Source organism: Streptomyces sp. NPDC019443, assembly GCF_044389785.1.
Taxonomy (GTDB): Bacteria; Actinomycetota; Actinomycetes; order Streptomycetales; family Streptomycetaceae; genus Streptomyces.
In genome coordinates, this window is record NZ_JBIRYJ010000015.1 from 128,962 (window position 1) to 141,633 (window position 12,672).

General features: G+C 68.9%; 12 protein-coding genes and 3 pseudogenes. 5 read left to right on the forward strand and 10 right to left on the reverse strand.

The window, feature by feature from the left end:
- Window positions 1-101 precede the first annotated feature (101 nt).
- A pseudogene (locus ACH492_RS32720) lies at window positions 102-533 on the forward strand (excinuclease ABC subunit UvrA); the annotation flags it as partial.
- Here ACH492_RS32720 and ACH492_RS32725 read toward each other — a convergent pair.
- A pseudogene (locus ACH492_RS32725) lies at window positions 527-1,375 on the reverse strand (FAD-dependent monooxygenase); the annotation flags it as partial. The pseudogenes ACH492_RS32720 and ACH492_RS32725 overlap by 7 nt on opposite strands.
- 272 nt (window positions 1,376-1,647) lie before the next feature.
- On the opposite strand from ACH492_RS32725, the gene ACH492_RS32730 reads away from it, so the two are divergent.
- The gene (locus ACH492_RS32730; protein WP_398991901.1) at window positions 1,648-3,333 is read left to right on the forward strand and encodes a lysyl oxidase family protein; all 1,686 of its coding nucleotides are present in this window, start codon (window positions 1,648-1,650) and stop codon (window positions 3,331-3,333) included.
- A 118-nt stretch (window positions 3,334-3,451) separates the two neighbouring features.
- Here the strand turns inward: ACH492_RS32730 and ACH492_RS32735 are convergent, their stop codons facing one another.
- The 7 genes from ACH492_RS32735 to ACH492_RS32765 all read right to left on the reverse strand — a co-directional run bounded on the left by ACH492_RS32735 (window position 3,452) and on the right by ACH492_RS32765 (window position 9,631).
- Complete coding sequence (locus tag ACH492_RS32735) at window positions 3,452-4,480, reverse strand: alpha/beta fold hydrolase (protein WP_398991903.1); 1,029 nt, start codon at window positions 4,478-4,480, stop codon at window positions 3,452-3,454.
- Window positions 4,481-4,665: 185 nt separating this feature from the next.
- Window positions 4,666-4,887: a hypothetical protein gene (locus ACH492_RS32740; protein ID WP_398991906.1), complete on the reverse strand. Its 222-nt coding sequence runs from the start codon at window positions 4,885-4,887 to the stop codon at window positions 4,666-4,668.
- A complete protein-coding gene (locus ACH492_RS32745) occupies window positions 4,887-5,288 on the reverse strand; it encodes a hypothetical protein (protein ID WP_398991909.1) in 402 nt (133 codons plus the stop codon). The genes ACH492_RS32740 and ACH492_RS32745 overlap by 1 nt, the downstream gene beginning before the upstream one ends.
- A gap of 78 nt (window positions 5,289-5,366) precedes the next feature.
- Window positions 5,367-6,860 carry a sensor histidine kinase gene (locus ACH492_RS32750; RefSeq protein ID WP_398991912.1) on the reverse strand — a complete coding sequence of 498 codons (1,494 nt, stop codon included), beginning with the start codon at window positions 6,858-6,860 and terminating at the stop codon, window positions 5,367-5,369.
- Window positions 6,857-7,639 (reverse strand): response regulator transcription factor, encoded by a 783-nt coding sequence (locus ACH492_RS32755; RefSeq protein WP_398991914.1) that lies wholly within the window; start codon window positions 7,637-7,639, stop codon window positions 6,857-6,859. Before ACH492_RS32755 ends, ACH492_RS32750 begins: the two co-directional genes overlap by 4 nt.
- A gap of 134 nt (window positions 7,640-7,773) precedes the next feature.
- A complete protein-coding gene (locus ACH492_RS32760) occupies window positions 7,774-8,736 on the reverse strand; it encodes a DUF3048 domain-containing protein (protein ID WP_398991916.1) in 963 nt (320 codons plus the stop codon).
- Window positions 8,737-8,950: 214 nt separating this feature from the next.
- Complete coding sequence (locus ACH492_RS32765; protein ID WP_398991918.1) at window positions 8,951-9,631, reverse strand: DUF4389 domain-containing protein; 681 nt, start codon at window positions 9,629-9,631, stop codon at window positions 8,951-8,953.
- Between the two features lie 335 nt (window positions 9,632-9,966).
- On the opposite strand from ACH492_RS32765, the gene ACH492_RS32770 reads away from it, so the two are divergent.
- Window positions 9,967-10,359 carry a hypothetical protein gene (locus tag ACH492_RS32770; protein ID WP_398991920.1) on the forward strand — a complete coding sequence of 131 codons (393 nt, stop codon included), beginning with the start codon at window positions 9,967-9,969 and terminating at the stop codon, window positions 10,357-10,359.
- 3 nt (window positions 10,360-10,362) lie between these two features.
- Here the strand turns inward: ACH492_RS32770 and ACH492_RS32775 are convergent, their stop codons facing one another.
- Window positions 10,363-10,830, reverse strand: coding sequence for an FAD:protein FMN transferase (locus ACH492_RS32775; protein WP_398991964.1), 468 nt, complete (start codon window positions 10,828-10,830; stop codon window positions 10,363-10,365).
- On the opposite strand from ACH492_RS32775, the pseudogene ACH492_RS32780 reads away from it, so the two are divergent.
- Window positions 10,730-11,244, forward strand: a pseudogene (locus ACH492_RS32780) (sensor histidine kinase); the annotation flags it as partial. The gene ACH492_RS32775 and the pseudogene ACH492_RS32780 sit on opposite strands and share 101 nt — an antisense overlap.
- 70 nt (window positions 11,245-11,314) lie before the next feature.
- A complete protein-coding gene (locus ACH492_RS32785; RefSeq protein WP_398991922.1) occupies window positions 11,315-11,473 on the forward strand; it encodes a hypothetical protein in 159 nt (52 codons plus the stop codon).
- A 152-nt stretch (window positions 11,474-11,625) separates the two neighbouring features.
- Here the strand turns inward: ACH492_RS32785 and ACH492_RS32790 are convergent, their stop codons facing one another.
- The gene (locus ACH492_RS32790) at window positions 11,626-12,648 is read right to left on the reverse strand and encodes an asparaginase (RefSeq protein WP_398991924.1); all 1,023 of its coding nucleotides are present in this window, start codon (window positions 12,646-12,648) and stop codon (window positions 11,626-11,628) included.
- Window positions 12,649-12,672: the final 24 nt, after the last annotated feature.

Sequence of the window (12,672 nt, forward strand, 5' to 3'; positions counted from 1 at the left end):
CACTGTTTCGCGGAAACCGGGCTCTGAGGCGACACAGAACATGTATCTCACAGTAGATAGAACGTAGAACTCTAGCGACAGGTTTTCTCATAGGGATGTCCGAGACACACACGATTCTCGGGCGGCTCGCCGACGTCGGTCTGAGCTGTCTGCGCCTCGGTCAGCCGCTGAACACGCTCTCCGGTGGTGAGGGGCAGCGGCTCAAGCCGGCCATTCACATGGCCGAGAAGTCCTCGACGTACATCCTCGACGAGCCGACCACAGGCCTGCACCTGTCCGACGTGGACAAACTGCTCGCCCCGCTGGACCGGCTGGTCGACGAGGGCAACACGGTCGTCGTCATCGAGCACCATCAGGCCGTGATGGCGTACGCAGACTGGCTGATCGACCTCGGTCCGGGCGGTCGCCACGACGGCGGGCGTGTGGTCTGCACCGGTACGCCCGCCGATCTCGTGGCCTCGTCGGACACTCTGACGGCACAGCACCTGCGCCAGTACGTGGGTGCCCAGCCAGTCCGCGGGGGGAGTCAGTAGTCGGTGTCCTTGCCGATGTACAACTCGGCGAAGGTGGCCGCGGCGGCGGGCGAACCGAGGATCCGCCGCAGCCGGGCGGCCGCGGAGCCCGCCCGGAACGGGTCGCCCGACGAGGCCCCGTGCAGCACCTCGGAGAGCCACTGCGAGAACTCCTGGTACTGCCACACGCGCCGCAGGCAGGCCGTTGAGTAGCCGCGCAGACCGCTCTCGTCGCCCTTGCCGCAGTACGCGACGAGCGCGTCGCCGAGCAGCAGCGCATCGTGCAGCGCGAGGTTCATGCCCTTCGCGGCGATCGGCGCCGCAAGGTGGGCCGAGTCGCCCGCCAGATACAGCCGTCCGTATGCCATCGGCTCGACAACGTAGTTGTGCATGTCCAGTACCCGCTTCTCGATGAGCCGTCCCTCGGCGAGCGGCCCGGCCCCGTCCACCGACAGCCGGGTGTGGAGCTCGGACCACACGCGCTCGTGCGGCCAGTTGTCCGGGTCGTCGCCGGGCGGGCACTCGAGGTAGTAGCGGGTGACGTGGGGGCTTCGGGCCATATGGGCGGCGAAGCCGCGCGGATGGACGCCGAAGACGACGCAGTCGGAGGACGGCGGTGCCTCGGCGAGGAGAGCCAGCCAGCCGATGCCGTAGTCGTGCCGGGCGACGGTGATGTGCTCCGGCGGCAGGCAGGCGCGCGTCACGCCGTGTGCGCCGTCGCAGCCCGCGATGACATCGCAGTCGATGCGTCGGCGCTCGCCCGTCTCCGGGTCCCTATAGGACACCGAGGGCCGCTCCGAGTCGATGGCGTGCAGTTCGACATCGCGTACGCCGAAGCGGATGTCGCCACCCGAGTCGTCGGCCCCGCCACTTCATTCGCGGCTGTGCTGTACCACAACCGAGCGTCCACGGGGCGGAAATGGCGCTCGGACGGCTTGATCCGCGATCCGCGATCTGTTTCCGGACAACGATCAGGAACTTGCGAGTCGGCAGGCAACCCGTGGAGGTTTCCCCCGATCTCACAGGCCGGCCCACGATTCCGCACAGCACCCGTCGGACCGTAGCCGGTCGATGGTCTGCCCGTGCGCCGCCTGTTCAGCCTCATGTCCAAGTGGCACTCGCAAACGAGGAACTGATGACCAGACAGCACCGCAGTCGTTTATGGCGTTCGGCGCTCGCCGCCACCGCAGCCTTCACCGTGGTCGCAGGGGTGGCTGGCGCCGCGCCCGTCGGCAAAGCGGCGGAGTCCTCACCCAAGCTGCGTCTGATTGCCGCGTCCACCTCGGTGACCCTCGACCGGTGGGAAGGCGAATCGGGGGTGTACCTGGACCTTGGTACGTACATCACAGCCGATGGCAGTCCCCTTGAGTTCAACGTGACGCGTAAGTCCTACAAGGACCCCGTCGTCGCCAAGCAGATCATCCGGGAGGGGAAGAAGACCCGGACCAGGACGCTTCCGGCGGGTCTGGTGAAGGACTTCTCCGGCCTGCCGGGCTTCGTCCAGGTCACCCTCACCGACGGGCGCGGCAAGGTGGTGGCGAAGCGGACGGAGACCTTCTGTCCCAACAATGCGTCCGGCCGGATCCGCCCCGACGCCCCGGCCAACTCGAAATATCCCGAAAGCTGTCCCACGAACCCCTTCACACTGGGCTCGGTGTGGGGTGTGGAGAAGGGCTGGGCGTCCAACACCTATGCGGGTTACTACTCCAGCCCGGTGGACGTGCCGGCCGGGGTGTACACCGCCAAGGTGTCCGTGACGAAACGCTACCGCGACCTGTTCAAACTGCCGGACGAGCCCAAGACGCTCAAGGTGACCGTACGCGAACGCAAGCCTGAGGAGGGAGGCGCAGGCGCATCGGCCGGGGGCCCGCACGATTCCAAGGCGTCCGGACACTCCGGCCACGGAGCGGGGTCACCCGGGCAGGCGACGAGCGGGTCAGGTCACGCCTACCACGAGGGCCGGGGTGCCGACGCCCCCGCGCCGCCCGCGCTGCCGTACGCGCTCAAGTCCGGCCGTACGATGCCGCATCTGGGCGACGGCCCCGGGCACACCGACGGCTCCCGGATCGCGCCCGCGCTGAAGGCGAACGCCAAGCGCCCCACCGGCCGGGCGAGCGTGCCGAACGTACCCAAGCCCGACCTCCGTTCGCTGCCCGCCTGGGACATCGGTATCTCTGACGGAGAGGACGGGGACGTCCCGGGCAAGGACTACATGGTCTTCAGTGCCAATGTGTGGAACGCGGGCCCGGCACCGCTGGTCGTGGACGGCTTCCGCAGCCCGGGCAAGGACCTGATGGACGCGTATCAGTACTTCTACGACGCCGCCGGAAAGCAGGTCGGCTACTCGCCCACAGGCACCATGGAGTGGGACCCGCGCGTGGGCCACGAGCACTGGCACTTCACCGACTTCGCCAGCTACCGCCTGCTCCGCGCCGACCAGAAGGAGATCGTGCGCAGCGGCAAGGAAGCCTTCTGCCTCGCCAACACCGATGCCGTCGACTACACGGTGAAGAACGCCAACTGGCACCCGGACAACACGGACCTGTCCACCGCCTGCGGCCAGCAGAGCTCGCTTTCCGTGCGGGAAGTGCTTGACGTCGGCTCCGGTGACACGTACACGCAGTACCGTCCCGGCCAGTCCTTCGACGTCACCGATCTGCCGAACGGCACGTACTACATCCAGGTGATCGCCAACCCCGAAAAGCGGCTCTACGAGACCAACCTGAACAACAACGTCGCGCTCCGCAAGGTCGTACTGAGCGGCACGAAGGGCGCCCGTAAGGTGACCGTCCCTCCGCATGAGCTGATCAACGCCCCCTGACATCCCGGTTGTCAGAGTGACGTGAGGTCACGGGCCCGGTCGCGCTCTGGCGTGACCGGGCCCGTGACATGTGACCGCTGTGGGGACAGGGGCGTGCGTCCCAGGATCAGGGGCAGTCTCAGGACGACGCGTGCAGCGGCGGTGCGTAGGCGGGCAGGGACTGGAGCCAGTCGACCAGGAGCCGGTTGACCTCGTCGGCCCGTTCCTGTTGCACCCAGTGCCCGCAGCCTTCAAGGATGTGCGAGGAGACCAGGCCGGGGAGGGTCGTCGGGTAGGCCTTGATGGCGTCGGCCATCCAGGTGGTGGGGGCGTCGAGGTCTCCGCCGATGAACAGCGAGGGCTGGGTGATCGGTGCCCCGTCCCATGCGGCGAGGTCCTCCCAGTCCCGGTCGACGTTGCGGTAGCGGTTGAGCGGCCCCGTCAGTCCGGTCCGCTCGAACTCGGCTGCGTAGAAGTCGAGGTCGGCCTCTGTGAGCCAGGAGGGCAGGGTGTCGCTGACGAAGCGGTCGGAGAGCTTTGCGCCTTCGGGGACGAAGAAGAGACTGCCTTCGCCGGCCGGTGGCATCGTGTCGGCGGAGAGCCCGGCGTAGAACCCCGCCAGCCAGGCGCGGACATCGAGCTCGATCTCCGTCTCGGCCCGACCGGGCGCCTGGAAGTAACTGACGTAGAACTCCTCGCTCCCGCCGATCCGGGCGAACGTCTCGGTGGGCCGGAGCCCGTTCCGCGGCGCGTAAGGAACGCCCAGCAGTCCGACGGCGGTGAAGATGTCGGGCAATAGCAGCGCCGAGTTGGCGGCGATCGGTGAACCCCAGTCATGGCCCACGACCACCGCCGTCTGTGCGCCGAGCGCGTTCACGACGCCGACGTTGTCGGCGACGTGGGCCAGCATCCGGTACGCCTCCACCTCGCGAGGCTTCGATGAGCGGCCGTAACCGCGGACGTCGATGGCGACCGCATGGAAGCCTGCCGCGGCGAGAGCCGGGAGCTGGTGGCGCCACGAATACCACGACTCCGGAAATCCATGGACCAGGAGGACCAGAGGGCCGCTGCCCTGCTCCACCAGATGGATACGACCACCCGGGACCTCCAGCAATCGGTGCTTTGCCTCCGGCACCGGGGCAGAAGCCGAAGGGGCGGGCTGCGACATGTGTCCTCCTGGAAGCTTTGGTGGCGTCGTGCGGGCCATGGAGGGCACCCTCGTCGCCGGGACCTGTGTCGCGCCCTCCACCACGATCATGAGTGTGCGCCGTGGCGGTCGCGAGAAACGTTGCCGGTTCGGCAAACCGGGCAGAGACGGGACTGGTGCGCCCGGCCGGATACTGAGCCGCCGGGTCAGTCCTGCCCTTCTTCCGCCGCCGCGGATTCCGCTGCGGCGGCGGCCGATTCGGCGGCATCCACGAGCTTCTTCATCTCGGTGACATCCGACGGTCCGGTGGTCACGGTGCCGTCCGTCGTTCCGCTGCCCTTCCCGGTCCCGTCCTGCCCGCAGCCGGTGAGGGCCGTGAGGAGCAGAAGGGCGGTCGCGACGGCCGTAGCCGTACGTCGGCGGGGCATTACTTCTCGCTCCCGTTGTTGTTCGCCTTGCACCAGGTCTTGACTGCGGTCAGTTCCTTCTGGCGCTTCTCGAGGGTGGGAACGAGGGAGCGGCGGAAGGTGAGTTTGTCGTTGAGGAAAGTCTCGATCTCGGTGTGACCGGCTGCCTTGGCGTTCTCGACCCGCTTCGCCAGCCGGGCGATGGAGCCGCGCTGCGTCGCATCCCCTTCGAGGCGGTCCAGTGCCCGCTCAAGACGCTTCTCGATCTTTGGTACCCGCTTGCACAGGGCTTGCGCGCCGTCACCGGTGGGCGCGGTGTCCGGCGACGATGTGCCCCCGCCGGCGAAGGCTGTGCCTGCTGCGGCGGTGAGCAGTGCTGTGACGCTGGTCAGAGCCAGGGCAGCGGTCCTTGCGATCCTCATAACGGTGTCTCCTCCGGGAACGGGAACGGCAACGGGAACGAACGGGGCGAGGCCCGGTTGCCTGCGCGTGCCCAGAAGTTAGGGGCTGTCCTTGTGGAAACCTTGTGGGTGCTCTGCAGTTCCGATCAGCCAGTCCCGCTCGGCCGGCAAGGGGATCTCGGTCTGCCTGCTCTCTCGGAGGGGGAGCCGTACCTCGATCCGCGCGCCACTGCCGCCGGGCCGGTCCTGGACCCGGACGCGGCCTGCGTGCAGGGCGGTCTGCTGCGCGACGAGGGTGAGGCCGAGCCCTGAGCCGGGGCTGTCGGGCCTGCGCTCGAAGCGATGGAACACCGCTTCACGGCGTGACGGCGGGATGCCGGGCCCGCGGTCGTCCACCGTCAGCACCGCGGCCGACCCCGTGGGATGTCCGCCCGCTCGCAGGCCCAGCTCTATCCGGGCCCGTCCGTCGCTGTCCCGCCCGTGAACCAGGGCATTGGCCAGCAGGTTGTCGATGATCGTCCGTACTCCCGGCTCCCAACCATGCACGCTCAGGCGTGGCATGACCGGCACAGTGATCTCCACCGCGGAATGCCGGCGCCGGGCGTCGGCGACCGACGCGTCGATCACCTCCGCGAGGTCCACCGGGCCGAACGCGTCGGCCTCGATCAGATCGCCCCGCCCGAGTTCCCTCAGCATCACGAGCAGGCCAAGCAGCCGGGAGTGCTCACTGTGCAGATCGTCCAGCACCTCGGCCCGGTCCGCCGGTCCGAGGCCGGGGTGCTCGGTGAGGATCTCCAGGTTGGTCTGCATGCTCATCAGCGGGGTGCGCAGTTCATGCGCCGCGGCGGCCGCGAACGACCGGGCGGTGGCCAGGGCACCCGTGGTCCGGGCGGCCTGTTCGTCGTAGCGGGCAAGCACCGTCTGCAGCGTCCGGGCGAGATCGTCGACCTCGGTGACCCCGGTCCGTGTGTGGTCGAGCCTCGCCGTATCCGCCCTCGGGTCAAGACCGTTCGTGCGTTGCTGCAGCCGGCGCAGCGGGCGGCTCGCCCGTGAGGCGACAGCCAGAGCCAGCAGGCCGGAAACCGGAGCGGCCAGCAGCGCCACCATCACCACGCGCCGACGTACGAGAGCCAACTGGTCCTCACTCGCGGTATCGGGGGAGAACAGCCACAGCGTGCCATCGACACCAGGACGCGAGCCCTGCACGCGGACCACCAGCACCCGCCAGTTCCTGGCACCGTCGTCGACGGTGACCGGCCCCCGTGTGCTGTCCGGGAGGGGCACGGAAGCATCGGGCTGCGGTCCGCCCGAGACGGTGCCCTGCGGTCCGGTCAGCCGGATGCCGACATCCAGGCCTGAGGCGTACAACTGCCGCTCACGTGCCTGCTCGACCACCGCAGGACGGTCGGCGGCGGTGGCCCGCAGCAGCCGCCGGGCATCCTTGGCCACCACGACCGCGCGCTCGCGCAGATGCGCGTCCTGCTCGGCATGAAGATCACGGGCGACCAGCTGGAGCAGCAACCATCCCGCCGCCAGCACCATGACGGGCACGGTGACGCCAACGGCGAGAGCGATACGCGTGGACAGCTTCACGTGCTCCGGCCCCCGTTGTCCGAGCGATCGTTGTCCCAGCGATGGTCCGAGCGATGGTTGTCCGAGCGATCGTTGTCCGAGTGGTCGTTGTCCGAGCGCAGGACGAAGCCGACTCCCCGCACGGTATGGATCATGCGTGCCCTGCCGCCGCTCTCCAGCTTGCGCCGCAAGTAGCTGACGAAGGTGTCGACGGCATCCGTGCGCACGTCGAAGTCGTACCCCCAGACCCGCTCCAGCAACTGGCTCCGGGTGAGCACGATCCCTGCATTGCGTGCCAGAACCCCCAGCAGCTCGAACTCCCGCCGGGTCAGCGTCAGCGACTCATCGCCCAGCCGCGCCTCGCGCGCCGCGGGATCCAGCACCAGATGGCCGATGCGCACCACGTCCGTGGCCCTCGGCGGCCGCCGACGCAACAGCGCTTCCAGCCGCAGCACCAACTCCTGCAACGCGAAAGGCTTGACCAGATAGTCGTCGCCACCCGCCTGCAGCCCGGCAATCCGGTCCGTCGTCTCATCCAGCGCCGAAAGCATCAGCACAGGCACGTCGTTACCGTCGTCGCGCAGCGCCCGGCACACCTGAATTCCGCTGAGATCGGGCATGGAAATGTCCAGCACGACCACATCCGTCGGCTCCCGGCGCGCATGGACGAGGGCGAGCCGCCCTCCCTCTGCCAGGGCCACCGTGAAACCGGCCAACCGCAGTCCACGCGCCAGCGAACGCCGGATCGCCGGATCGTCATCCACCACCAGCACCCGTCCCCGGCCAACGTCACCAGCCATCCGCCCCTCCCGCCCTCTCAGTACTCTGCGCCACGCCGGTACCTGCCCCATCGTGCGTTACCCGGGACGACCCGCGGGCCCGCACCGTTGTAGGCGTACAGGATGGCAAGCACCGAGCTGTGGCCGGCCCCGAGTCAGCGAGGCGCGTACACGATCCAGATCTGTCCCGAGACGAAGGCCATGGACCTGCCGTCAGGCGTCGTGAATGCTGTCCCGGACTCGGCGGTGCCCCGTTCCCATTCGGCCTCGTGTGCTTTGCCGTTGCGCAGGACGAGCGCGGTGCCGGAGCCCACGGTCTCGGTGTACGGAGACGTGTTTCCGCCTCGGTCGTGGAAGCGCGACGGGCGCACGGCCACGTACTGCACGACCACGGTGGCCGCACCCAACTGCTGCCCTGCCGGTGTGCGGGAGGGGGTCCCGTCCATCGCCACCAGCCACTGTTGCCGGGCTGCCGACCAGGTGAAGCCGAAGTGTGCGGCGGGATAGCGGACGCTGTACTCGGTCACTGGTCTGCCGCCCGGCGGCGGGGGACCGAACCCGAAGCCGGCGTACTTGGCGGCGTTGACTCCGGGCGGGTCGCGCAGGGCGCGCTCGGGTCGTAGATAGAGGTTGTGCGGGGCGGCTCTGTCCCGGCTGCGGAAGTACGCGTCCGGTGCCTTCTCCGGTGGGAGTGCGTCCACGGGGGCTGCCTCGATGAGCGGCAGGAGCTTGGTCTGTGCCCCGGAGAAGGCGAGGGTCGGCCGGTCGAACTGCCGGAGCAGCTCCAGGTCGCTTTCACGGGCGCTGCGCACCGGGCCGACGACGGGCGGCAGCTGGGAGGAGTAGACGGCGAGTATCCGGCTGAGCCCCGCCTCGACTTGCTCGACGTAGACGATGTCCGCCGTTTCGAGTCCTGTCTGGGGTCGGGCCGGCGCGACGTTGTCGATTTTGACCGCGAGGATGTGGGAGCCGGGCGCGGATTCGCCGGTGGACGGGGAGCGGCCGTCGGGCGTCTGTGAACCCTCGCCGCCCTGGCACCCCGACACGGCAAGGGTGAGTGCGGCCGTCAGCATCGCGAGTGTGGCTGTAGCCGATCTCTTCTTCGTTTTCGCGGGCATGGCCGACGCCCTCGGGGAGCACTACGAATGGGTGGCACCTTCATACACCCTCGAACGCCCATCCGAACAGGTGTTGCGGGACGGCTGGGGCGGGCAGCGGGCTTCCACGGCGCGGCGTCGCCCGGCTGAGCAGGCAGCGCCACCCGGACGGCCAGGTGCAGCAGCTCATGGCCGATCAGAAGGGCCGATCAGAAACGCCGATCAGAAGGGCCGATCAGAAAGGCCGCCCACCAGTGCCGCGGTCATGGCCGACAGCCGGATCAGAACCGCCCATGTCCAACCTGAAGGGCGGGTACGCGTCAGTCATGAGGCCCGCGTAGGCAGCAACCCGCAGCACCCAGCGGTTGAGCCCGATGATGAGGTCGAACAGGTCCTTGGGGTACTTCTCGGTGAAGGCGAGGATGACGGCGGCGATGATGGCCAGCACGAAGACAAGCCCACCGCCGCACGAGCCGGAACCGTACCCGCCGACGAAGAAGCCGATCACGATGTAGTGCGGGATGGCGAGCAGCCACCACTTCACCAGGACAAGGCCGCGCGACAGCCGCTCCGGGTAGGTGATGTCCAGCCGGGCCGGGTAGTCGGGCTCCGCGCCGAGACTGAACGGCGGGTAGCGGTCGGTGGCCAGCGCTCCGTACCCGTAGTAAGAGACCCGCCAGGTCCAGCGCAGCACCCCGACATTGAAGTCGAACAGCGGCCGCGGATAGCGCTCCGTGATCAGGATGGCGAAGAACGCGACCACGCTGACCAGCATGAAGGCGATCCACAGGAAGATCAGCACAACGTAGTGGGGGATCAGGAGCAGCCATTTCACCAGCCACAACCAGCGCGACAGCGGTGCTTCCAGCGCCGCATCCACTCTCACCGGGTCGTATGCCGCTGGAGTCGTCGTCATGGCTGTCAGCTCCTTCGTGCACGAGGCCTCGTAGATCGAGGGGCTGATTCCAGATTGGGCCGGATCCGGGCCCGGCGCGAGCTCTGGACGGGCACATGGTGTTGGCCGTTCCAAGTCGAAGGCGGTGTTGAGGAATTCTCGTAGACGTCGATATCGGACGTATCGCGGTGACTGTGTAACGCGTCATCCGCGTGCGACGCAGTTCCAAATAGGGAAGCGGACAGCGACCCCCTTATGCGGCCACGGCCGGGATTTCTCCTGTGGGGGAGGTAACGCCGTGCGGTGGCCGCTCTTCCGTGCCGTCGAGGCGGTGTACGCGTGAGATTGGGACTCCAGTGAGTAATACCGAACCCCTGCCGGAAAACCAGCGATACGACGTCAACCAGGGCGGCAACCAGCGATACGACCTCAACCAGGGCGCCAACCACCGCTACGCACGCGACGGGGACGGCTCCGCCGCACGGCGGGCAGCCCTGGTCATCCACACAATCGCGGATATCGCCGCCGTGTTCCTTGGCATGTGGATCCTGCTCTACCTACTCGAAGCCAACCAGGCGAACGTCTTTGTCGAGTTTGTGGAGGGAATGGCGGACTGGTTGGCCTGGTGGTCACAGGATATTTTCACAATGGACACAGATGGCCTTCGCGTCCTCCTTAATTACGGCCTGCCCGCAGCGATTTACCTGCTGGTCGGACACGGAATCGCCGCACGGCTACGCCGCCTCTGACTGTCAGCCGCGGGCCGGAATCAGGCCGTGTTCCGCGAAGCCGGGCGTCCACCAGACGCGGACGTCCGCCGTGACCGCGAACGCCTCGATGCCGTCGAGCGACTGGATCCATCCGCGGGCGTCGTGGCCCATCGCGAACGCGGCGGTGGCCATGGCGTCCACCTCGGTGAGGTGCCATCCGACCAGGGTGATCGAGACCGGCCCGCTCGCAGGCCGTCCGCTGTGCGGGTCCACGATGTGGTGGCCCCGCTCGGCGGTGCCGGATGTTGCGCCCCCCAGGTCACGACCGCGGACCAGGGTGGTGAGGTCGCCGGGGTGCAGAGGATGGGCGACACCGACACTCCAGGGGCGACCGGGCGCGGCCTCACCAGGCGAACTGGTGGACGACCTGCTGCTGGCCGGGCTGGACGCCGGCCGCCCGCTGGCCGGCGAACCGGTGGACCTGACCCGACTGGTGCTCGACGCAGTCAGTGACGCCCGCGCCGCCGGGCGGGACCACCGCTGGATCATGGAACTGCCGGGGGAACCGGTGGTGCTGCGGGGCGACGAGCGGGGGCTGCAGCAGGTGCTCACCAATCTGCTCGCCAACGCCCGTACGCACACACCGGCGGGTACCCAGGTCACCGTCCGCCTCGTGGAGCGGGAGGACGAGGTGGAATCCTCGTCCAGGACGATGGGCCAGGTGTGCCCGAGGGGCTGCAGTCCGCGGTCTTCGACCGGTTCGTACGGACCGATGACGGCCGGGCGAGAAGCGCCGGCGGTACGGGCCTGGGGCTGGCGATCACCCACGCGGTGGCCACCGCACACGGCGGGCGGGTCGATCTGACCAGCCGCCCCAGCCACACGGCCTTCCGGGTGTGCCTTCCGCGACTGGTGGAACCGTAGCGCCGCAGACCGGATTTGGGCCGCCGTGGGTGTGGCCAGGAGCGCCGGTTGTCTGACGGAGGAGGAACGCATGGACATGAACGCCGGTTACCGGCTGGCCGGGTCGCTGGTCGAGCAGGGCCGCGTCGAGGAGGCCATGGCCGTGGCGCAGGCCCGCGCCGACGCCGGTGACCAGGATGCGGCTGCCTGGGTAGTCCGGCTACGGTCCGTCGAAGGTCTCGCCGACTGAGATCGGCCACCGCAACCGATCCCCGGTGTTCCATCCGGTGGGATCGAAGAGCAGATGAAGGACTTCTACCTCGGCTACCGCCTCGAGCACCAGCGGAATCCGTCAGCCCTGACGGTCTGTCAACGGCGTCCGGCGACGGCCGAGCGCACCGTCTATGCCTGGACCAGTTCGGCCGACGGGTTGGCGCCGCGGGACACGGCCTCGCCGAGCGCGTGGCGCAGTACCCGTTCCCGCTCCCGCGGATCGGTGGCGGCGAGCAGTGCGGTGAGCACAGCGATCCGAGCCTGGCCGGCCCGCAGCGTGCCGGTCGGCACGGCACCCGCGGCCACGAGGTCGACCGCGCCGCCGTGGGTGTAGATCTCCGTGACCGGCCCGGCCTGGACCCGGGTGGTCAGGGCGACGAGCACACCGCGGGAGGTGGCGGCGGAGACGGCATCGACGATCTCGGGGGTGGCGTTGCCGGCGCCGGTGGCCACCAGGACGACTCCCTGGGCCCCCGCGTGCACGGCTGCGTTCAGCAGCAGCGGGTCGGCGTCGGCGTGGTGCATCACCATGTCGACGCGGGGCAGGGTGTCCGGGATGCCGGGCAGGGCCAGCGCGGCCGGGCGCTGGGGGCGGCGCAGTACGGAGATCCGGCCGAATCCGACGTTTCCGATGCGGGGGCCGGACGGGTCGCCGAAGGCGTCGGAGGCGAGCGTCTGCGTCTTGACGGTGCCGCGGGCGGAGTGCACCTTGCCGTCGAAGGCGACCAGCACCCCGAGACCGCGCGTCGTCGCGGCGGTCAGCAGCGCGTCGTGGAGGTTGCCGGGTCCGTCGCCGTCGGCCGCGTCGAGCGGAAGCTGGGCGCCGGTGAAGACGACCGGGCGCGGGTCGTCGTGGTGGAGGTCGACCAGGAACGCCGACTCCTCCAGGGTGTCGGTGCCGTGGGTGACGACGATGCCTTGCACGCCGGGGTCGGTGAGCACCTCGTGCACCGTGTGGAGCAGGGTGAGTTGGTGACCGGTCGTGAGACGCGGACTGTTCACGCTGAACAGATCGACGACCTCGACGGCGACGCCCTCGGGCAACGGGGCGGTCGCCATGACCTCTTGGCCACCCGCGTCGGCGGCGAACCCTGAACCTTGCCAGCGGCTGGCTATCGTCCCGCCGGTGCTGATGACGACGATCCGTCCCACAGCGCCTCATTCCTTGTTCGTGCC